This is a genomic window from Flagellimonas myxillae (assembly GCF_023502235.1).
Lineage (GTDB): Bacteria > Bacteroidota > Bacteroidia > Flavobacteriales > Flavobacteriaceae > Flagellimonas > Flagellimonas myxillae.
The window spans coordinates 1749595-1771858 of sequence record NZ_JAMFLY010000001.1 but is presented as its reverse complement, the minus strand read 5'-3'; the positions used below and the strand labels follow the sequence as shown (position 1 = coordinate 1771858).

Sequence of the window (22264 nt, the reverse complement as noted above, 5' to 3'; positions counted from 1 at the left end):
GTAGTAGGACACCATGCATCAATTGGCCAAATTTTTATATTTCAAAGTTTTGCGCTGGAAATTGGTGGGATCCTTTCCCGATTTGGACAAATGTGTGATCATTGTGGTTCCGCACACGCATTGGATGGATTTCTTTCTCGGTCTTTTGGTTCGAAAAGTAATCAATAAGGAGATGCACTATATCGGAAAGAAAAGTTTGTTTAAACCTCCGTTCGGCTGGTTTTTTAGGTGGACAGGGGGTACCCCGATTGATCGCACCAAGAGTTCCAACACCGTGGACAGTGTTGCCCAGATTTTTAAAGAAAGGAAAGTGTTCCGATTTGCCTTGGCGCCAGAGGGAACCCGCAAGAAGGTTAAGGCACTTAAAACTGGATTTTACCACATAGCCCAGAAAGCCCAAGTTCCCATTGTAATGGTGGCCTTTGATTTTGGCAACAAACAGGTAAAGGTTGCTGAACCATTTTTACCTACAGACGATATTCAGCAGGATTTTAAAAAAATTCGAGCCTTTTTTAAAGATGTAAAAGGTAAGATTCCGGAATACAGCTACTAGGTTTTTTTAAGCGGTTTGGTCTTGGGTTTTTCCACCTTTTTCTTGTTGCCTGGGAATACCAGATTGGTGCTGGAATAACTACTGCCAAACGTTAGGGCTGCTGCATACACTTGTTGAATGGCATCCACCACCTGATGCTCCGAAAGTTCTTTTAATGGATGCGTATAGACAGACCAAATGATCTCGTCGCTCAATGCATATTTTACGTCCAATGCCGAATGAAAATTGGCAACCAACGCATTCAGGAGTTCCTCTTCCCCAAGCTTCTCCCGCTCCACAATGGGTGAAATGATCCGCATGCGGTTGGCATTTTCATCAAAAACGCAGATCAACATGGCCTCATTAAATAAAAACCGATAAGAATTACCAGATACCTGCACAGTGTCTGCCTCTTGTTTAATAATTTCCAATAGTTTGGCGGAATTCATTTCTTGGGCAGAAAGAACTCCAACATACAGAAAAGTAAGGGTAGAGAGTAAAAGGCTGCGCATAACCAAGGATGTTTGTGGTTTGGTCGAAAATTTATAACCCTCTTTACATTTTACCGGATTTTTGGCCGGGAATTACTCCTTCATCGTGTGGTAAACGTTTTGGACATCGTCGTCCTCTTCGATTTTTTCGAGAAGTTTTTCCACATCGACCACTTGTTCTTCATTAAGCTCCTTGGTGACCTGTGGAATTCGCTCAAATCCAGAAGAGATAATTTCTATTTCGCGGGATTCCAATTCCTTTTGGATAGCCCCAAAACTTTCAAAAGAGGCGTAGATGTGAATGCCATCCTCATCTACAAAAACCTCTTCTGCCCCAAAATCAATGAATTCCAATTCCAATTCTTCGGGATCTAGGTCTTCTCCGTTTATCGTAAAATTACAGGTATGGTCAAACATAAACTCCACGGAGCCTGAAGTGCCCAAACTTCCGTTACACTTGTTGAAATAACTGCGGATGTTGGCCACAGTTCGTGTGTTATTATCCGTTGCGGTCTCTATGAGAATAGCAATGCCATGGGGAGCATACCCCTCAAACAGCACTTCTTTAAAATCCCCCTGACTTTTGTCGGAGGCCCGTTTAATGGCCCGCTCAATATTGTCCTTGGGCATGTTCGCCGCTTTGGCATTCTGAATTACGGCGCGTAGTCTGGCATTCGAATCAGGATCTGGGCCACCTTCTTTAACTGCAATGACAATGTCTTTGCCAATGCGGGTAAACGCTTTGGACATAGCTGCCCAGCGCTTCATTTTCCGTGCCTTTCTGAATTCAAATGCTCTTCCCATATATTTTGATTTTGGACAGCGACAAATTTAAAAAAAAATGCCCCTTTGTCAACCCGTCTTTACGATTTGCTCAATCGCAGTTGCAAGGTCAAAATCGTTTTGGGTGATGCCCCCAACATCGTGGGTGTTGAGTTTAATGGTTAGTTGGTTGTAGACATTTTCCCAATTGGGATGGTGGTTTTGTTGTTCCGCTTCAAAAGCAATGCGGGTCATGACCGAGAAAGCCTCCTTAAAATCCTTGAACACAAAGGACTTGCAAATGCTCCCATTTTCATAGGTCCACCCATCTAAGCTTTTTAGTAATTCTTCGATTTGGTTAGTGGTTAGTTTTTTCATTTTTTATTCGAACTATCTTTGTTTTTATACCTTACTTATTCAAGTGTTACCATTAGCTCCGGACAAAGCTTGATTACTTCGTTGGTCAATTTGCCCAAGGCGGATATATTCGAGAGAACAATAACCCCAATTTTGCTTTCCGTATCTATGATCATAGCCGAGGTGTAGCCGCCTGTTCCGCCATTGTGCCAATACCAAGTGTTATCTGTTTCAGTTTTTACAATGGCCCAGGCCAATCCCGTGGCAAAGTCATCCGATATCTTGTGAAACGGCATTCTGGTCATAGCAAGTACTTTATCGTTTCTATTAAACTGGGCAAGGGCAAACTTGGTCAAATCTTCCGTAGTGGATAAAATACCCCCGGCCCCCATGAGTACAGCCAAATCCCAATGGGAAACTTCCTCCCCATTGTCATTTAGGCCAATAACCAGCTTGTCTGCTACTCTGGATCGTAGCGTAGTTGAATTGGCCATATCGTATCGGTCAAATATCTTGGTTTGTACCAAATCCATGTAGGACGAATTGTCAATTTCACCTAGGATAAACCCGAGCAAGCCAACACCAAGATTTGAATATTCGGATTTTTCTCCGGGATTTGCCGAGAGTACCAGCTTTTCCGAAAGATATCGCTTCAATTTCTCCTCATCATAATCCTTGTAGGGATTTGTGAGATCAAGGGTTGGGGAGCTCAAACTTTCTGGCACGCGCGGAAGTCCAGAAGTATGGGTGGCAAGTTGCTTAAAGGAAAATTGGATATCGTCCTTTATAGGAAAGTCAATATAATCGTTGATGTAATCTTCTAGATGTAATTTTTCGTCGGTGACAAAATCTGCAAGAAGGGTAGCGGTAAATACTTTGGTGATTGACCCAATTTCGAACACCTTTTGGTGGTTTTGGATGGTTTCAAGGGAATCCTTGACCTTTTTGACCCCAAAATAATTGACTTTTCCATTTTGGATAATGGCGATGGAAAGCTGTGCGTTTTCCGGAAGTCTTTTAGCTTTTTCAAATATTAATTTGGACTGTACTTTTGTGATTTTATGCCCTTGATCCTTCAATGGATTTTTAGCTTGTTGCGCCCGCACATTTCCAATACTGAATACCAAAAGGAATATGAAAGTAAAAAGGAGGTGTTTCATAAAACTGATTTCGAAAATGAGGATTTAGCATGAAGATATGACCAAAATATGAAACGAGCGGTCTAGTTTTGAGGAATAGAGATTTTTAAGTCTAAGTGCTTAATGTTGAATGGATTTCGATTTAAAATTTAGAATCTGACATTGAAAATCAGAAATCAAACTTCAGTTGTCAGAACTTTTATCATTCAGCTAAAAACAAGTTCAAGTTCAAACTCAAGTTCAATTTTCAATTTTCAATTTTCAATTCAACATTTAGAACTTCACATTTAACATTGATAACCTCAACATTTAAAATTCAATCCACCGGTATATGATGATCAATAATCTCCTGATACTTTATCCGTAGGTTCTTAGGAAGTTTGTTATGCTTAGGTAAAGCGGCTAGATAACGGTCTTCGTTGGTAGTGAACACCCGCTTTAAAATAGGATGGAAATTCCCGATTTGCTTGATTATCTCCTTGATAAATTCCTCGTGTTGGATAAGATCCTTGCTTCCCAAGTGGAAAATGCCCGTTTTGTCCCTGTTGATAAGGTAATGGATTTGCTGGGTCAACCGGTCGTCGTTGGTCACATTTACGATAAGGTTGGGGAATACTTCGATGGGCTCATTGGCCTCTAAATGCATTTTGATTTCCTTTACACGGGGCGACGCATTCCCAAAGACCATGGGCACCCGAAGGATGGCGGTCTTTTCTTTGGGCAGGCGCATCATCATGTTCTCAATTTTGATTTTGAGACGACCATACACACTTTCCGAAAGGGTTTTGTCGTATTCGTACGAAGGGAATTTACTATAGGCATCAAAAACATTGGCAGAGGAAATAAAATAGAGTTTCGCCTCATTTTTGATAAGGTATTCCATCATATGTTCGTGGGCCTGTACCTGGGCGCCAAACTCCCCGCGCAGAGCCGAAATAATAAAATCGGGACGCACTTTTTCCAACAATTGAACAATATCGTCCTCCCGCATATCGTACCTGAGAAATTGCCCATTATCGCTGTAGATAGTTGTGTGACAATAGGTGCCAAAGGTGTTGAAATAGTTGCAGAGCTCCTTATAAATGGCATTGCCGATAAAGCCACTGGCCCCTAGTATGAGTATCTTCTTTTTATCCAAACATTAAAAAATTGACAAACCGGTTTCGGTCGTTAATTGCTCCAACGCCAGCATTCCCAGCTTGGAATTTCCTTTTTCATTGAGTCCCGGTGACCATGTTGCTACGCAGAATTCATTGGGTAACAGGGCCACAATACCACCGCCAACACCGCTCTTGCCGGGCAGGCCTACTTCAAAGGCAAACTCCCCGGCCTCGTCATAAAATCCACAGGTGAGCATTAGGGCATTGATACGTTTTACCTGCGATAGCTCCAAATAATGGTTGTTGGCCATACATTTGCCCCGGTTCATAAAAATATAGAACACCTTCACCAACTGCTCGCAGCTCATGGCAATGGCACAGGAATGGAAATAGAAGTCCAAAATGTCCTCCACCTCATGTTCTAAATTTCCAAATGACTTTATCAAGTTGGCCGCGGCATAGTTTCTGAATCCTGTTCTTTTTTCGGATTTCGCAACCTCCAAATTGTATTCAATGGAATCATCCCCGGCTATATCCCTGATGTATTGTATAAATTCTTCCTTAGGATTTTTGAGTTGGGACAACAATACATCACAGACCACAATGGCCCCTGCATTGATCAGGGGATTTCTGGGAATGCCATTTTCCATTTCCAATAGCGATAAATGGTTGAAGGGATCTCCCGAAGGTTCTACATCTACCTGTTCCCAAAGCGCATCTCCCACCTTGGCAAAGGCCATGGAGAGTAAAAGAACCTTGGACACACTCTGGATAGAAAACCGCTCTTGCGCATCACCCGCTGAAAATTGTTGGGCATTGTTGTCCAAAATGGAAATACCAAATTTGTTGGGGTCCACTTTGGAAAGTTCCGGTATATAATCAGCCACCCGACCCTTATCGTAACATCGCTTGATGTTCTTATGGATTTGGTCCAAAATGGGCTGAAAATCTGTCATTATCCCTTATAAAATGGAAGTTTTACGACGGTTGCCTTTACCTGGGCTTTCCGGATTTGGATAAAGATTTCGGTATCCACTTGGGAAAGTTCTTTGGGAACATACCCCAATCCTATCCCTTTGGAAAGTGAAGGGGACATAGTCCCGGAAGTCACTTTTCCAATTTCGTTGCCAGCTGCATCCACAATGGCATACCCTTGACGCGGAATGCCACGCTCTTGAAGTTCGAACGCTATCAGTTTTCGAGTGATTCCTGCTTCTTTTTGTGTTGCCAGAGCTTCGCTGTTCACAAAATCCTTAGTGAACTTGGTGATCCAACCCAAACCAGCCTCCAAGGGCGAGGTAGTATTGTCAATATCGTTTCCGTACAGGCAATAGCCCATTTCCAATCGGAGCGTATCCCTGGCAGCCAGGCCAATAGGTTTGATGCCAAAATCAGCTCCCGCCTCCAGCACCTTGTCCCATACTTGTTGTACTTCGGAATTCTTACAATAGATTTCGAATCCGCCGGAACCTGTGTAACCCGTAGCGGAGATGATCACATGGTCTATTCCTGCAAAATCCCCAACCACAAAATTGTAGAATTTGATTTCGGCTAGGTCAATGGAAGACAAGGACTGCATGGCCTCAACCGCTTTAGGTCCTTGAATCGCCAAAAGGGAATAGTCGTCCGAAATGTTACGCATCTCAGCTCCAATTGTGGCATTATATTTTGAAATATGATCCCAATCCTTATCAATATTACTGGCGTTGACCACAAGCAGATAGGTCTCTTCCTTAATGCGATAGATGATCAAATCGTCCACAACGCCGCCGGTCTCGTTGGGCATGCAACTATATTGTGCTTTTCCTATGGTGAGTTTACTAGCATCGTTGGAACTTACTTTTTGGATTAGCTCGAGCGCTTTTGGCCCCTCAATTAAAAATTCACCCATATGGGAAACATCGAACACCCCAACGGCCTTACGTACCGTTTCGTGTTCCGCGTTTACCCCTTCGTAAGAAACGGGCATATTATAACCTGCAAAGGGAACCATTTTGGCGCCCAGTGCGATATGGGTTTCAGTCAATGCTGTAGATTTCATAACGTCCAGTTTATGGGGTAAATTTATTCGAATTCGACAAAGAAACGCCTAAAAAATCCGAATCTTTTAAACAATATGTTGTTAACTGACGAAAGGGATAGCTAGTTGCCCAGTAGATAGGATTTTAGTCCTTCGTAATTATCTATTTTGATGGATTTTTTCTGCTTGTCCATCACCTTTTGGATTTGTGCAGGAATATCAGGTGTTAGGCCTAGGGTTTCTTCAACCACATCCAAAAACTTTACGGGATGGGCTGTTTCCAAGAAGATACCATAGGTATCCGGATTGGCTTTTTGGTATTCCTTCAATCCCAAATACCCCACAGCTCCATGGGGGTCGGCAACATATCCCGAATTTTCATGGATGGACTTCATGGTTTCCCTGGTAGCATCATCAGAAAAGGAATAGGAGGAGAGGTTGCTTCGTAAATTTTCCAACTCATCCTGATATAAATGACGAATCCGAACAAAATTACTGGGGTCGCCCACATCCATGGCATTGGAAATAGTAGCTACCGAAGGTAGCGGCTCGTATATCCCGTTTTCGAGGAAGTTGGGCACCACTTTATTGGCATTGGTAGCAGCAACAAAATGCTTCACAGGCATGCCCAATTTTTGGGCCACCATTCCAGCACAGATGTTTCCAAAATTTCCGGAGGGAACGGAGAACACGATTTGTTTGCCTTGGGATTTAGCCTGTTTATAAGCAAACAAAAAATAAAAAAGCTGTGGCAACCAACGTGCAACATTGATGCTATTGGCCGAGGTCAATTTTTTGTGGTCGGTAATCTCAGTATCCAAAAAGGCGGTTTTTACCATACTTTGGCAATCATCAAACACCCCGTTCACTTCCATGGCCACAATGTTCTGTCCCAAGGTGGTTAATTGACGTTCTTGGATATCCGATACTTTTCCGCTAGGGAAGAGGATGACGACGTTCACCCCATCAACCCCCAAAAATCCATTGGCCACCGCACCTCCGGTATCCCCGGAAGTGGCCACCAAAACGGTTACCTCCGTTTTTTCTCCCTTGGAGAAATGTCCCAAACAGTTGGCCATAAATCGGGCACCCACGTCCTTAAAGGCCATGGTTGGGCCATGAAAAAGTTCCAAGGTGGCCACATTTTCCTCGACTTCCACCACAGGAAAATCAAAATCAAGCACGTTGGCAATGATTTTCCTTAATGCGTCATCTTCAATGTCATCTTTTACGAACTGATGAATTGCCCGGAAGGCAATCTCGTGGTTGGACAAGGTCTCTATTTGGTCAAAAAAATCAGCTGGTAAAGCTTCTATTTTCTCTGGAAAGTACAGGCCTTTGTCTGGCGCTATCCCAGCTATAACAGCTTCTTTAAAACTAGCCTGATTTTCCGAATTGTTTAAACTATAGAACTTCATAGAAAGTTAGAGTGGTTTTACCCCCTGGGTGTTGACTTTGGATACATGGATGTCGAAATCGATGCCAATTGAGCTGTAGGTTTCCCGCATGACCTCGGCCACATTTTTGGCGGTTACTTCCCCTTTGCTCAAGGCAAAAATGGATGGACCGGAACCTGAAATTCCACAACCTAGGGCACCAGCCTTAATCGCATTGGCCCGGATTGCTTCGAACCCGGGAATTAAAATGGAGCGGATAGGCTCCACCACATGATCTTCCAAGGAACGACCAATTAGGTCGTAATCGTTTTGGAACAGCCCGGCAACCAAGCCCCCTAGATTCCCCCACTGCCGAATTCCGGTTTCCAAAGTGAGTTTGGTCTTCAATATTTTTCGCGAATCAGAGGTCTTTACTTCAATTTGTGGATGGATTACCGTGGCAAACAATTCATTCGGAGTGGGAATTGAAACAATGTCTAAGGGGTCATAGCTGCGTACCAAGGTGAAGCCCCCATAAATGGCTGGGGCCACATTATCAGCATGAGCCACATTGCTTGCCAGCTTTTCTCCCTGCATGGCAAATTGGGTCAACTCCAAATTGGAAAAGGGCTTTCCCAATAATTCGTTCATGGCCCATACTGCACCAGCAGAACTGGCTGCACTGCTGCCAATGCCACTTCCCGGTTTGATCCGTTTGTCGATTTCTATCTCGAAACCACCATCATAGTCACTTTTTGCAAGCAAGGCCAATCCTGCCACGCCCGAAACATTCTTTTCTGTTTCCAGAGGTAAGTCTTGACCCAATATCTTGGTGATTTTGACGCCTTTTTCAGCTGTTTTCCGAACGATCATCTCGTCGCCAACGGAATCCAATGCCAATCCCAACACGTCAAATCCACAGGAAACATTGGCAATGGTGGCAGGGCAAAAAACTTTGATATCTTCCATGTTAAAAGTTTCCAATTCTGATAATATCCGCAAAGATACCGGAAGCCGTTACATCTGCTCCCGCACCAGCACCTTTTATGATCATAGGTTGGTTGGGATAACGCTCCGTAAAGAACAGCACAATGTTATCGCTCCCTTCGAGATTATAGAAATCATGTCCTTTCGGAATTTGCTGCAGGCCCACCTTGGCTTTCCCATTTTCAAACTGGGCTACATATTTGAGTTTGCTGTCGGTATCTTTAGCTTCCTTGAAAAGTTCTTGGAACCCGTCCTCGTGTTTTTTCAAGGATTCAAAGAAGGCCTCATTGGAATTGGTGTCCAGGCTTTCTTGGGGTAAAAAGGATTCGTTCTCAATTTGTTCAATATCCAACTGATTACCACTTTCTCGGGCTAAAATCAAAATCTTTCGCATCACGTCAATTCCGCTGAGGTCGATGGTAGGGTCGGGTTCGGTATAGCCTTCTTCCTGTGCTTGTTTTACCACATCGTGGAAGGTGACTTCGTCATTGAAATTGTTGAAGACAAAGTTTAAACTGCCGGAAAGTACGGCCTGAATCTTATTGACCTTATCCCCGGATGCAATCAAGTTTTTCAGTGTATCGATAATGGGAAGACCAGCTCCAACATTGGTCTCGAACAAGAATGGCGCATTATATTTTTTGGCCAATTGCTTCAAATCCTTGTACAAAGCATAATCCGAAGAACAAGCTATCTTATTGCAGGTCACCACGGAGATGCTGTTTTTTAGGTAGTTGGGATAACTATTGGCCACTTCAGCACTTGCTGTGTTATCCACAAATACGCTGTTCCTAAAATTGAGGTGGGCAACGGTATCAAAGAATTTTTCTTTATTCGCTTTTTCACCCTTAGAAAGTATCGATTCCCATGCTTCGAGATCAATCCCATTTTCGTCAAAGGCCATGGTTCTGGAATTACTGATTCCAATTACCCGAAGATTGAGCTGTAGTTCGTCTTTCAAGTATTTTTTCTGCTGACGGATTTGAGCTAGGAACCTGGAACCCACATTTCCAACCCCCATCACAAAAAGGTTTAGCTGCTTGATGTTCTCCTCAAAAAACTCTTCATGAAGTGAGTTCAGTGCTTTTTTAACATCAGCCTTCTTGATGACCGCGGAAATGTTTCTTTCCGATGCTCCCTGGGCAATTGCCCGAATGTTCACATTGTTTTTCCCTAAAGTGCTGAACATCTTTCCACTTAATCCTTGATGACTTTTCATATTATCACCAACCAAGGCAACAATGGTCAGATCCTTTTCAACAATGACGGGCTTGATTTTTTTACGGGCCATTTCATATTCAAAGGCTTTGCTGACCGCCTCAACAGCACGGTCTACATCTTCATCAGCAATACCAACACAGATAGAATGCTCTGAGGATGCTTGGGTAATCAAAACCACGCTGATATGTTCCAAGGAAAGGGTTTCAAAAAAGCGTTTGGAAATTCCTGGGATACCAATCATACCGGGGCCTTCGAGGGACAACAGGCTAATGTTGCCTACATGACTAATGCCCCGGACCGTTTTTCCGCCTCTATTGGTGTTCTTGGTAATCAAAGTTCCTTCATCATTAGGACTAAACGTATTCTTGATAACGATGGGAATTTCCTTGCCCAACACCGGTTGTATGGTTGGAGGGTATAGCACTTTGGCACCAAAATGGGAAAGTTCCATGGCTTCTTCATAGCTAATGTGGGAAACACATTTGGCCTGCTTCACCAACTTTGGATTGGCGGTATACATTCCGCTCACATCTGTCCAAATCTCTAGAAGGGAAGCATCCACTGCTGCAGCCACAATCGCCGCCGTGAAGTCAGAACCCCCACGACCCAAGGTTGTGGAATTTCCATCATTGCTGGAAGCCACGAAGCCGGGCAGAATATGGATTTGATGTTTGTCATTTTCAAGGTATTCCTTGCAATTGGCATCGGTCTTCTCAAAATTGACCACGGCCTTGCCATAAGAGCTATCGGTAATGATCAGTTCCCGACTGTCCTTAAAAGTGGCATTAAGACCTTCGGCCTTAAAAAATTCGCTAATGATGTAAGAGGACAGTAATTCCCCATAACTCACAATTTTGTCGGACAGTTTTGGGGTGATTTCCCCAATGAGAAAGGAACCTTCCAAGAGGGTTTCCAAAATATTGAGGTCACTTTTGACCTTGCTAAGGATGGTACTTTGGTTTTGCACCGGAATCAATTCCTTAATGGCATCGATATGGCGTTGTTCTATCAACTCCAAGCCCGATTTATAGGCGTCATCCTGTTCTGAAGCTTGTTGCAGGGTGTTGAGCAAAACATCGGTAATGCCACCAAAGGCGGAGACCACAACAGCCAGTTTATCTTTGGAACTGCTTTGGACAATGGACTTAACCTTGTTTATATTCTCTGGATTGGCGACTGAAGTACCACCAAATTTTAGGACTTTCATGATGAATTTGATTGTAAAATGTTGAAATTAATTTAAGGACGGACGGAAAATAGCAGATTACCCCAAAGGGGTGATGGTAGTCAAAGTGAAGATGGATGAAGCAGTGTTCATCTTGCAGCGTTCAATATCCGTTTGTCTAAATTGCATTGTACAGGAATCAGGTTCAAAAGTAGTACTTTTGGTAGCTTCCTCAAATGATTCTAAAATTTTTACGAAATCCGTAGCAATTGTTAATTTTTCTTGTTGAATGAAAATTTTTACCGCGAACCAAATCTATCAAGCTGACAAATTCACAATAGAAAAGCAGCAAATTCCGAGTGATTCCCTGATGGAAAGGGCTGCAACCCAACTTTTTGAATGGATACACTCCCGGTTACAGGGCGCCGAGGTCACGATTCAGTTGTTTTGTGGTATAGGTAACAATGGGGGAGATGGAATTGCTTTAGCTCGATTGCTCAAAGAAGCGAATTACAACATTAAGGTCCACGTAGTGAACTATAGTGAAAAGCGTTCCAAGGATTTTCTATTGAATTTGGAACGGTTGAAGGACCGCAAAATTTGGCCCGAGTTTTTAAATGACGATTGCGAAATGCCAGAAATATCTCCCAACGATATTATCGTTGATGCCATTTTTGGGATTGGTCTGAACAGGGCACCCAGTGATTGGGTGGGCAAATTAATTGAGCATATCAATGCTTCACAAGCCTTTGTGCTTTCGGTGGATATCCCATCGGGATTACCAAGCAATCAACTGCCTTGGAATCCGGCCCACGTAATACGAGCTAGCTATGTACTTAGTTTTCAGGTTCCCAAATTGGTTTTCTTCTTACCGGAAACCGGAGTTTACCAAAATCAGTGGGAGTTGTTGGACATTGGATTGGATGGCGAGTTTTTGGCCAAGGAGGCTGTGGAATTTGAGTTTATGACGAAGTTGGATGTTCAACCCATCTACCGTCCGCGACTGAAATTCTCACACAAGGGAAGCTACGGTCATGCAGTAATTGTTGGCGGGAGCCATGGAAAAGTAGGGGCCGTACAAATGGCTGCAGATGCTTGTTTGACCGTAGGAAGTGGATTGGTAACCGCCTTTGTGCCAGATTGCGGATACCATTCCTTGCAAACTGCGCTTCCAGAGGTGATGGTAATCACCGACGAGGAGGATGACCGAATCACGGAGGTCAAAATTCCGTTCAAACCTGATGCTGTCGGAATAGGCATGGGGTTGGGAACCAATGAAGAAACGGTCCAAGCTTTTGAAAAATTCTTAAAGGAAATTGATTTTCCTGTGGTGATAGACGCCGATGGACTGAACATCTTGTCGCAACATCCCAATTTACTCAAGGAAGTTCCCAAACAATCCATTTTAACCCCGCATCCGAAGGAGTTGGAACGATTGGTAGGGGAGTGGAAAGACGATTTTGATAAACTGAAGAAGGCCAAAGCTTTTGGGGCCAAACACGATATCATATTAGTAATAAAAGGGGCACATACCATAACGCTCTATGGCGGCAGAGGCTATGTGAACAGTACTGGAAACCCGGGAATGGCGACCGCGGGTAGCGGAGATGTATTAACAGGAATGATCACTGGATTGATGGCTATGGGATATACCCCCATCCAATCGGCGGTGTTCGGTGTATTCCTCCATGGACTTGCCGGAGATATTGGTGCTGCAATTGAAAGCTATGATGCGCTCAAAGCAACCACATTGATAAAAAATATTGGAAAGGCCTATATGGAACTTTTTAAAAGTCCGGAACCTGAAGAAGGAAAGGGAGCTTAAGCAGAGTTCCTTTTCTTGGTCTTTTTGAGTCTTTTCTTGACCCAGGCCAAAGCGTTGTCGAATTCAATAAAGAACTCCATATTTCCTTTATAGAAGAGTTTCTCTATTTTGAAATTGTGCATATCAATTTCTTTTTTGGAAACGATGGCAAAGGCTTTTAAGTTTTGCATGCCCCTCAAGTAGTTGTAAATGGTGGGATCTACGGCATAGGAGTTTTTTCTTAGGCTTATATACCCAAAGTCCTTTTCCCTGAAGTGTATTTCTGAAATTCCGATAATCTGATAAGCGCGTTCCAGCGTCATGGTGGCCCCTTCTTCAAACGTTGCGACCATGTAATCGTCAAATACTTGAACAATTCCAATATCCAACTGGTACTCGCGTACAATAATAGCCTTCTTATTAGAAGCAATTCTCATTCCCCAAAATTATAGTGTCTCTCCCTACGAAGGTATGGGGAACGTCCACTGGGCAGAAAAAATTTAGATTAAACGCGTAAATATCGTGTGTACGGTAACATTGGATACAAAAAGAGCCCCGTACTACGGAGCTCCTTCGCTTGGTTTGTATTACTTTATTGTTCCGCTTCCGGAGACTTTTCCTGCTTTTTGATTTTAATAGTAAGCTCTTCCTTTTTGGTGTCCAAATCCATGAAAATGCTATCGCCTTCTTCCAACTTGGAGTTCACGATTTCCTCTGCCAGTGCATCCTCGATATACTTCTGGATGGCACGCTTTAGTGGACGGGCTCCATACTGCTTGTCAAAACCTTTTTCGGCTATATAGTCCTTGGCTTTTTTGGAAAGCTTCAAATCATAACCTATATCCTTGATGCGGGAGAATAGCTTATCCAACTCGATATCGATAATCTTGTGGATATCTTCTCTTTCCAATGGATTGAACACGATAACATCGTCAATCCTATTCAGGAATTCCGGGGCAAATGCCTTTTTAAGCGCATTTTCGATAACGCTTTTCTGATGGCTATCCGCTTGGGCTTTTTTGGCCGCGGTGCCAAATCCTACACCTTGACCAAAATCCTTCAATTGACGTGCTCCTATATTGGAGGTCATGATAATGATGGTGTTCCTAAAGTCTATTTTTCGGCCCAGACTATCGGTCAAATAACCATCGTCCAAAACTTGCAATAACATATTGAACACATCAGGGTGCGCTTTTTCCACCTCGTCCAGAAGAATCACCGAGTACGGTTTTCTTCGAACTTTTTCGGTCAATTGCCCACCTTCCTCATAGCCGACATAACCGGGAGGTGCACCTACCAATCTCGAAATGGCGAATTTTTCCATGTACTCGCTCATATCGATTCGAATAAGGGCATCTTCCGAATCAAAAAGCTCCTTGGCCAAAATTTTGGCCAACTGTGTCTTTCCAACCCCGGTCTGACCTAAAAAGATAAACGAACCAATAGGTTTGTTGGGATCCTTTAATCCAGCCCTGTTACGTTGAATGGCTTTGGCAACTTTGGCAACGGCCTCATCCTGCCCGATTACAAATCCTTTGATCAATTCAGGCAATTCTGCCAGTTTATTGCTTTCGGTTTGTGCTATTCTATTGACAGGGATACCGCTCATCATGGAAACCACATCGGCAACATTGTCCTCAGATACCGTTTCCCTATGAAGTTTACTTTCTTCTTCCCATCGTTCTTGGGCGGAAGCCAATTCCTTTTCAAGCCGCTTCTCATCATCACGAAGCTTAGCAGCTTCTTCGTACTTCTGCTTCTTGACTACACTGTTTTTCAGTTCCCGCACATCTTCAAGTTGGTTTTCCAACTCCAAAATTTGTTTGGGCACATCCATATTCACAATGTGTACTCGCGAACCTGCTTCATCCAGGGCATCGATGGCCTTGTCTGGTAAGAAGCGATCGGTCATATATCTATTGGTCAACTTCACGCAAGCCACAATGGCGTCATCAGTGTAATTGACGTTATGATGGTCTTCATATTTGCTCTTGATGTTCATCAAGATCTCGATAGTTTCCTCAACGGTGGTAGGTTCTACCATCACCTTTTGGAAACGACGCTCCAAAGCCCCGTCTTTCTCAATATACTGTCTGTACTCGTCAAGGGTTGTGGCTCCAATACATTGGATTTCACCCCTTGCCAAGGCAGGTTTGAACATATTGGAAGCATCCAAGCTTCCTGTAGCCCCACCGGCACCAACAATGGTATGGATCTCATCAATAAACAGGATGATGTCGTCGTTCTTTTCCAACTCGTTCATCACTGCTTTCATCCGCTCCTCGAACTGTCCGCGGTATTTTGTTCCTGCAACTAAAGATGCCAAATCAAGCGTCACCACTCTTTTATTGTAAAGAATTCGGGATACTTTTTTATTGATAATTCGGAGGGCCAAACCTTCGGCAATGGCACTTTTACCCACTCCGGGTTCACCAATAAGGAGTGGATTGTTCTTTTTTCTTCGGCTCAATATCTGGGATACACGCTCGATCTCTTTTTCCCTTCCCACCACGGGATCCAATTTATTCTCCTCGGCCAGGCGGGTAAGGTCACGTCCAAAATTGTCCAAAACTGGGGTCTTGGACTTTTTGCTCCCTTTTTGTGCGGAACTGGAACCAAAGCTACTTTCCTTGGATTCCCCGGTTTCCTCCGGATCACTGGGGAAGGACTCCGCTTGTGGTGTATCCAGATAATCATCATCGCTGGTGATCATGGATTTAAACTGCTCCTTTACATTATCATAATCCACCTTTAGCTTGTGTAAAAGTTTTGTGGTGGGGTCGTTTTCGTTTCTAAGAATGCACAGTAGAAGGTGTGCTGTATTTATGGAAGAGCTTTGGAAAAGCTTGGCTTCCAAGAACGTGGTCTTAAGGGCCCGTTCGGCTTGTCGCGTTAAATGTAGGTTCTTTTTGTCCTTTTGGGTTGTTCCCGTATTTGGATTTGCGGGGCTAAGGATTTCCACTTTACGTCTCAAGTGGTCCAAGTCAACATCCAAGGCGTCCAGTATGTTAATGGCTTTGCCATTACCATCGCGTAAAAGACCTAGCATTAAGTGTTCGGTACCTATAAAATCATGGCCCAATCTTAGGGCCTCTTCCTTACTATATGCTATTACGTCCTTTACTCTTGGGGAAAAATTATCATCCATAGGCTTCCTTTTCAGCAATTAAAATTAATAAAAGTATCATTACCGTAGTCAAATACCGTACCCATATTCGATAAACTTGTATTAAAAGTCGAAATAAAGCTCATTTTATTAACGGTTTAACATAGGTTTATCATATAGATTGAACCAAGGATTGTTCTGTTGATAATTTTTTTAATAAAGTAGACCACAAGCGTTTTGAAAGGGGCGATTTTGTGTATATTGCCGTGATAATTTAACCACAAAAAACAACGAGATTTTAGCATGGCGGAAGGAGAAAAGTTAATTCCTATCAACATTGAGGATGAGATGAAATCTGCCTACATTGATTATTCAATGTCGGTCATTGTGTCACGTGCCCTGCCGGATGTCAGGGACGGACTTAAGCCTGTTCATAGAAGAGTACTTTTTGGAATGCACGAACTTGGGGTAAGATCTACCAGTGCACATAAGAAATCGGCACGTATTGTGGGTGAGGTTCTTGGTAAGTACCACCCTCACGGGGATACCTCCGTTTATGACACCATGGTACGGATGGCCCAGGAATGGAGCCTTAGGTATATGTTGATCGATGGACAGGGTAACTTTGGTTCCGTAGATGGCGATAGCCCTGCAGCAATGCGTTATACCGAGGCACGGATGCGTAAGATTGCCGACGATATGTTGGCAGATATCGATAAGGATACCGTAGACCATCAGCTGAATTTTGATGACTCTCTAAAAGAGCCTACCGTACTTCCAGCCCGTATTCCAAACTTGTTGGTCAACGGAGCTTCTGGTATTGCCGTAGGTATGGCCACAAATATGCCTCCGCACAACCTTTCTGAGGTGGTGGACGGTACTGTGGCGTATATCGACAATAAGGATATAGAAATTGATGAACTCATTACCCATATAAAGGCACCTGATTTTCCAACAGGGGGAATCATCTATGGTTACGATGGGGTTAAGGAGGCCTTCCATACCGGTAGGGGGCGCGTTGTAATGCGTGCAAAAGCCACTTTTGAAGAGGTACAAGGCCGAGAGTGCATAATCGTTACCGAAATTCCTTATCAGGTCAATAAGGCAGATATGATCAAGAAAACCGCCGACTTGGTCAATGATAAAAAGATAGAGGGCATCTCGACCATCCGGGATGAATCGGATAGAAAAGGGATGCGTATTGTATATATCCTGAAGCGTGATGCGATTCCGAACATTGTGCTGAACATGTTATACAAGTACACGGCGCTCCAGTCTTCCTTTAGTGTGAACAATATTGCCTTGGTCAAAGGAAGACCAAAATTGCTGAACTTAAAGGAGATCATTGGTCATTTTGTGGACCACAGACATGAAGTGGTTGTCCGTAGGACCAAGTTTGAGCTGAAAAAGGCGGAAGACAGGGCCCATATTCTTGAAGGATTGATCATTGCTTCGGACAATATTGACGAAGTAATTGCCATTATCCGAGGTTCTTCCAATGTCGATGAGGCCAGAAGCAGCTTAATGGAACGCTTCAAGCTTACCGAAGTTCAAGCGAAGGCCATCGTTGAGATGCGTTTGCGACAGCTTACCGGTCTTGAACAAGACAAGCTTCGCGAAGAGTATGATGCGTTGTTAAAGACCATTGAAGACTTGAAGGACATTCTTGACAAGAAGGAGCGAAGAATGGATATTATCAAGGAAGAACTTCTTGAGGTAAAGGAGAAATATGGGGATGAGCGAAGATCTGAGATTAACTTCGCGGGAGGTGACTTGAGCATTGAGGATATGATTCCCGATGAGCAAGTGGTGATTACCATTTCCCATGCTGGTTATATCAAAAGGACCCCGCTTACCGAATATAAGACACAAAATAGAGGGGGAGTGGGGCAGAAAGCGTCCTCCACCCGAAATGAGGATTTCTTAGAGCACCTGTTCGTGGGAACCAACCACCAATATATGTTGTTCTTTACCCAAAAAGGAAAATGTTTCTGGATGAGGGTCTATGAAATCCCTGAAGGTAGTAGGACTTCCAAGGGTAGGGCCATCCAAAACTTGATCAATATTGAGCAGGAGGACAAGGTGAAAGCCTTTATCTGTACCCAAGATCTAAAGGACGAAGATTATGTAAACACCCATTACGTGATCATGGCCACGAAAAAAGGTACGGTCAAGAAAACTTCCTTGGAGCAATATTCAAGACCTCGTCAGAATGGTATCAATGCGATTACCATTAGGGATGAAGATGAGCTACTGGAAGCAAAACTGACCACGGGAACCAGTCAAATTTTCTTAGGTTTGAAGTCAGGAAAAGCCATCCGGTTTGAAGAAAGCAAGACTCGCCCTATGGGTAGGAATGCCGCAGGAGTTAGAGGAATACGATTGGCCAACGATGATGATGAGGTTATAGGAATGGTCTCGGTCCATAATTTTGAAGATGACATCCTTGTTGTTTCAGAAAATGGATATGGAAAGCGATCAACCATCGATGATTATAGGATTACCAACCGTGGAGGTAAAGGTGTAAAAACCATTTCCATAACGGATAAGACCGGCGGTTTGGTGGCCATTAAAAATGTTTCCGATACAGATGATTTGATGATCATTAATAAATCTGGGATTGCCATTCGCATGAGTGTGGAGGATCTTAGAGTAATGGGAAGGGCCACCCAAGGGGTAAGACTAATCAACCTAAAAGGCAATGATTCTATCGCCGCGGTAGCTAAGGTAATGAAGGATGAGGACGCCATGGATGAAGCCGATATACTTGATATTGAGGTAAATGGAGAAGATGGCACAGCAATTGATAACAATACCGAGGATAATAAAGAGTAATCAATAAACACTAATAATTGAATTAAAAATGAAAACTAAAGTTTTAATATTAATTGCCCTTGGGGTTTCGGCAATAGGTTTCTCGCAGAAGAACGAGATCAAAGCAGCAGAAAAGGCCCTTAAAGTTGGGGATACCGATGGGGCAAAATCGGCTTTGGAAGGTGCGGCATCACTTATTGACAGTGCCGACCCAAGACTCCAAGCCCAGTATTATGCGGTTAAGGGAAATATTTATTCCGACTTGGCCAAAAAAGGAGATGATGAGGCATTTCAAACTGCAATAGATGCCTTTAGAAAGGTGGTTTCAGTTGAGGAAGCCAGCGGAAAGGAAAAGTATACCACCGTAGCCACCCAAAGTTTGGCGCAAATTACCGCTGATTTGGTTAATGCCGCGGTAGAAGACAATGGAAATAAGGATTTTGAATCCGCAGCCGATAAGTTGTACCTAAGCTTTAAATTGAGCCCGACAGACACGATTTACTTGTACTATGCGGCTAGTAGCGCGGTGAATGGTAACCACTACGAAAAAGCATTATCCCATTATAATGAACTCAAGGAAATTGGATACGATGGAAGTGGTACCACATTTACCGCTGTAAATGTACAGACTGGTGAAGTGGAGACCATGGATGAAACTACCCGTAACCTTTATGTAAAGGCAGGTACCCACAAGGATCCCAAGGATGAAAAAACACCATCCAAAAGAGCCGAGATTGTTAAAAATGTAGCCCTTATTTACCAACAATTGGGTGACAATGACAAGGCTTTGGCCGCTTACTCAGATGCAAGAGCAGAGAATTCGGATGATGTAAACTTGGTACTTGGAGAGGCAAACCTTTACTACGCCATGGGCGATAAGGACAAATTCAAGGAATTAATGTCCGAAGCTTCTTCGATGGCTCCTGACAACGCCGATTTGTTATACAATATTGGGGTAATCAACATGGAGCAGGGTAACCTTGAGGAAGCACGTGCCTCCTATAAAAAGGCTTTAGCCGTGGATCCTGGGTATATCAATGCTCTCTTGAACCTTTCCACTACTTATGTGAACGAAGGTAACGGACTAATTGATGAAATGAACGCATTGGGAAGCTCCAGGGCGGATATTGCCAGATATGATGAGCTTAAGCAACAGAAGGATGACCTTTTCCTGGAAGGGGCTAAAATTTTGGAGGATGCGTTGCAAAACAATCCCGATAACCAAAGTGTTCTTACACAGTTGAAGAACATCTATGGAGCACTTGGGGATACCGAGAACTTTATGCGCGTTAAAAAACTATTGGGAGAATAGGAATAACTAAAATCTCAAGAAAAAAGCCTCGATAACATCGAGGCTTTTTTTATATAATCTTCTTTATGACCCGTAGTTTGTGGGTATATAATTTTTCCTCGGTGTTGAATATCCCGGTATGATCCAAACGATCTATTCGGACATGTCCATGGGCATGGATGATATAATTGTCCTTCAAAATAATTCCAACATGATCGATTACCCCTTCGTTGTTATCAAAAAAGGCCAAATCACCTGGTTCACTTTCCTCGATAAAACTTAAGGGCTCTCCTTGCCCGGATTGTTCTTCCGCATCCCTTTTGAGCGAGTACCCGTTGATTTTATAGACCATTTGGGTTAAACCTGAACAATCTATCCCAAAAGGCGATTTTCCTCCCCACTGATACGGAGTATTCAAATATAGTAGTGCAGTTTCCACCAAATTGGCCTTGGACTGTTGTCCGTTTACGAGCTGTCCTTCGAAAGTATGCTGTAGGATATCTGTAATAGAAATTACGGAACCCAAAAGCACTGGAAGAAGCATACCATCCGAAGTGCAAATATGGGAAACAATGTCCGATGCCAAATCTGGTTTGCTCCCTTCCAATTTTTGGTGGTCTTCCTCTGAAATCCAGCAAAATTGGTTATTGGAAACCCAACCCTCGTAACTGTCATAAGCAACTCGAATCCTACTCCATTTTTTCCGGATTTCCAGCACCTTAAAATGCTCCCCATAGAGCAGTTGTGATACCATTTCAGTGGTGTCATCAGGATTTGTTCTTATGGGAACAATGCTAAGATGGCAGATTCCATATTGCATGTGCAGGCCTACTAGGGAAATTATTCTCTTTCCAAAATGATGGCAGAAGCCCCACCACCTCCGTTGCAAATACCGGCCGCACCTAATTTTGCGTTGTTTTGATTCAGGACATTTACCAAGGTAATGGTGATTCTTGCTCCTGAGCAGCCCAGTGGATGCCCCAAGGACACAGCACCTCCATTCACGTTGACTTTGGAATCGTCAAGTCCCAAGAGTTTCATGTTCGCCAGTCCCACTACAGAGAAGGCCTCATTAACTTCAAAAAAATCGATATCGTCCATGGATACCCCTGCTCTAGCCAAGGCTTTGGGCAGGGCTTTTGCTGGAGCCGTGGTGAACCATTCGGGTTCTTGGGCAGCGTCGGCATAAGCTTTTATAGTGGCCAAGGGTTTTAGGTTGAGCTTGGCTGCTTTTTCCGCACTCATCAACACTACTGCTGCGGCCCCATCATTAATAGTGGACGCATTGGCGGCAGTCACCGTACCTTCTTTGGTAAAGGCAGGTCGAAGTGCCGGGATTTTTTCCATTTTCACGTTTTTGTATTCCTCATCCTCCTTTACCACAAGGGGTTCTCCCCGGCGCTGTGGAACTTCAACGGGAACCACTTCGTCGTCGAATTTCCCAGCCTTCCAAGCGGCGGCTGATCGTTCATACGATTGTATTGCAAAGGCATCTTGGTCTTCTCGGCTAAATCCGTGTTCCACTGCACATGCATCTGCACAGACACCCATAGCATTCTCGTCATAGGCATCTACGAGTCCATCGCGCTGCATGCCGTCTTCAAAACTGGTAGGACCAAATTTCTTTCCGTTTCTTAAATATGCATAATGCGGAATCAAACTCATGTTTTCCATCCCCCCGGCAACCACAATGGAGTTCTCACCTAAGGCAATGGACTGGGCCCCTTGGGTAATGGCCTTCATCCCAGAGGCGCATACCTTGTTCACGGTAGTACAGGGAACCGAATCGGGAATTCCTGCAAAGATCGCAGCTTGTCGCGCGGGAGCCTGCCCAGTTCCTGCTTGAACCACATTTCCCATCAAAACCTCATCAACTTCTTCAGGTTTCAAACCAATTTTTTCCAGGGCACCTTTTATGGCCACAGCACCCAATCTAGGGGCGGGAATTGTAGAAAGTGAACCCATAAAACTTCCAATTGGGGTACGGGCAACAGAAACGATGACAACTTTGTTCATATATGCATTTTTACTGATGCGAAAATACTAAATTTAAATGCAAAGCTCTAGCCCCGGCTTCTCCCAAGTTCTTATTTATTATT

The 22264-nt window shown here is 43.6% G+C and carries 18 protein-coding genes; 4 read left to right on the top strand and 14 right to left on the bottom strand.

All coding sequences use genetic code 11. From position 1 onward, the window contains the following. Positions 1 to 13: 13 nt before the first annotated feature. On the top strand, positions 14 to 553 hold the full coding sequence (locus M3P07_RS07900; protein ID WP_249969334.1) for a 1-acyl-sn-glycerol-3-phosphate acyltransferase: 540 nt from the start codon (positions 14 to 16) through the stop codon (positions 551 to 553). Here the strand turns inward: M3P07_RS07900 and M3P07_RS07895 are convergent. The 10 genes from M3P07_RS07895 to thrA all read right to left on the bottom strand — a co-directional run bounded on the left by M3P07_RS07895 (position 550) and on the right by thrA (position 11192). Then, positions 550 to 1044 (bottom strand): hypothetical protein, encoded by a 495-nt coding sequence (locus tag M3P07_RS07895; protein ID WP_249969333.1) that lies wholly within the window; start codon positions 1042 to 1044, stop codon positions 550 to 552. The genes M3P07_RS07900 and M3P07_RS07895 overlap by 4 nt on opposite strands. 72 nt (positions 1045 to 1116) lie before the next feature. Further along, on the bottom strand, positions 1117 to 1827 hold the full coding sequence (locus tag M3P07_RS07890) for a YebC/PmpR family DNA-binding transcriptional regulator (protein WP_249969332.1): 711 nt from the start codon (positions 1825 to 1827) through the stop codon (positions 1117 to 1119). A gap of 48 nt (positions 1828 to 1875) precedes the next feature. Further along, positions 1876 to 2163 (bottom strand): 4a-hydroxytetrahydrobiopterin dehydratase, encoded by a 288-nt coding sequence (locus M3P07_RS07885; RefSeq protein WP_249969331.1) that lies wholly within the window; start codon positions 2161 to 2163, stop codon positions 1876 to 1878. 35 nt (positions 2164 to 2198) lie between these two features. Continuing rightward, a complete protein-coding gene (locus tag M3P07_RS07880) occupies positions 2199 to 3302 on the bottom strand; it encodes a serine hydrolase domain-containing protein (RefSeq protein ID WP_249969330.1) in 1104 nt (367 codons plus the stop codon). Positions 3303 to 3597: 295 nt separating this feature from the next. Then, positions 3598 to 4419: a sugar nucleotide-binding protein gene (locus tag M3P07_RS07875; protein WP_249969329.1), complete on the bottom strand. Its 822-nt coding sequence runs from the start codon at positions 4417 to 4419 to the stop codon at positions 3598 to 3600. Positions 4420 to 4422: 3 nt separating this feature from the next. Beyond that, positions 4423 to 5337 (bottom strand): glutaminase, encoded by a 915-nt coding sequence (locus M3P07_RS07870; protein WP_249969328.1) that lies wholly within the window; start codon positions 5335 to 5337, stop codon positions 4423 to 4425. Then, complete coding sequence (gene gcvT, locus M3P07_RS07865) at positions 5337 to 6422, bottom strand: glycine cleavage system aminomethyltransferase GcvT (RefSeq protein WP_249969327.1); 1086 nt, start codon at positions 6420 to 6422, stop codon at positions 5337 to 5339. The genes M3P07_RS07870 and gcvT overlap by 1 nt, the downstream gene beginning before the upstream one ends. 101 nt (positions 6423 to 6523) lie before the next feature. Next, on the bottom strand, positions 6524 to 7819 hold the full coding sequence (thrC, locus tag M3P07_RS07860; protein WP_249969326.1) for a threonine synthase: 1296 nt from the start codon (positions 7817 to 7819) through the stop codon (positions 6524 to 6526). A 6-nt stretch (positions 7820 to 7825) separates the two neighbouring features. Next, a complete protein-coding gene (locus tag M3P07_RS07855; RefSeq protein ID WP_249969325.1) occupies positions 7826 to 8746 on the bottom strand; it encodes a homoserine kinase in 921 nt (306 codons plus the stop codon). A 1-nt stretch (position 8747) separates the two neighbouring features. Further along, a complete protein-coding gene (thrA, locus tag M3P07_RS07850; protein ID WP_249969324.1) occupies positions 8748 to 11192 on the bottom strand; it encodes a bifunctional aspartate kinase/homoserine dehydrogenase I in 2445 nt (814 codons plus the stop codon). A gap of 247 nt (positions 11193 to 11439) precedes the next feature. Here thrA and M3P07_RS07845 point away from each other — a divergent pair, with 247 nt between their 5' ends. Next, a complete protein-coding gene (locus tag M3P07_RS07845; protein ID WP_249969323.1) occupies positions 11440 to 12975 on the top strand; it encodes an NAD(P)H-hydrate dehydratase in 1536 nt (511 codons plus the stop codon). Here the strand turns inward: M3P07_RS07845 and M3P07_RS07840 are convergent. After that, positions 12972 to 13391 (bottom strand): STAS/SEC14 domain-containing protein, encoded by a 420-nt coding sequence (locus M3P07_RS07840; RefSeq protein WP_249969322.1) that lies wholly within the window; start codon positions 13389 to 13391, stop codon positions 12972 to 12974. The genes M3P07_RS07845 and M3P07_RS07840 overlap by 4 nt on opposite strands. Before the next feature lie 155 nt (positions 13392 to 13546). After that, positions 13547 to 16102, bottom strand: coding sequence for an ATP-dependent Clp protease ATP-binding subunit (locus tag M3P07_RS07835; RefSeq protein ID WP_249969321.1), 2556 nt, complete (start codon positions 16100 to 16102; stop codon positions 13547 to 13549). 261 nt (positions 16103 to 16363) lie between these two features. Between M3P07_RS07835 and gyrA the strand changes: the two genes are divergently transcribed. Together gyrA and M3P07_RS07825 are read left to right on the top strand one after the other, a co-directional pair. Beyond that, entirely contained in the window at positions 16364 to 18895 is a 2532-nt protein-coding gene (gene gyrA / locus M3P07_RS07830) for a DNA gyrase subunit A (RefSeq protein WP_249969320.1), read from the top strand. Between the two features lie 28 nt (positions 18896 to 18923). Further along, positions 18924 to 20186: a tetratricopeptide repeat protein gene (locus tag M3P07_RS07825; protein WP_249969319.1), complete on the top strand. Its 1263-nt coding sequence runs from the start codon at positions 18924 to 18926 to the stop codon at positions 20184 to 20186. 49 nt (positions 20187 to 20235) lie between these two features. On the opposite strand, the gene M3P07_RS07820 is transcribed toward M3P07_RS07825, so the two are convergent. Then, positions 20236 to 20985 (bottom strand): C40 family peptidase, encoded by a 750-nt coding sequence (locus M3P07_RS07820; protein WP_249969318.1) that lies wholly within the window; start codon positions 20983 to 20985, stop codon positions 20236 to 20238. A 20-nt stretch (positions 20986 to 21005) separates the two neighbouring features. Further along, on the bottom strand, positions 21006 to 22181 hold the full coding sequence (locus M3P07_RS07815; RefSeq protein ID WP_249969317.1) for an acetyl-CoA C-acyltransferase: 1176 nt from the start codon (positions 22179 to 22181) through the stop codon (positions 21006 to 21008). Positions 22182 to 22264 lie beyond the last annotated feature (83 nt).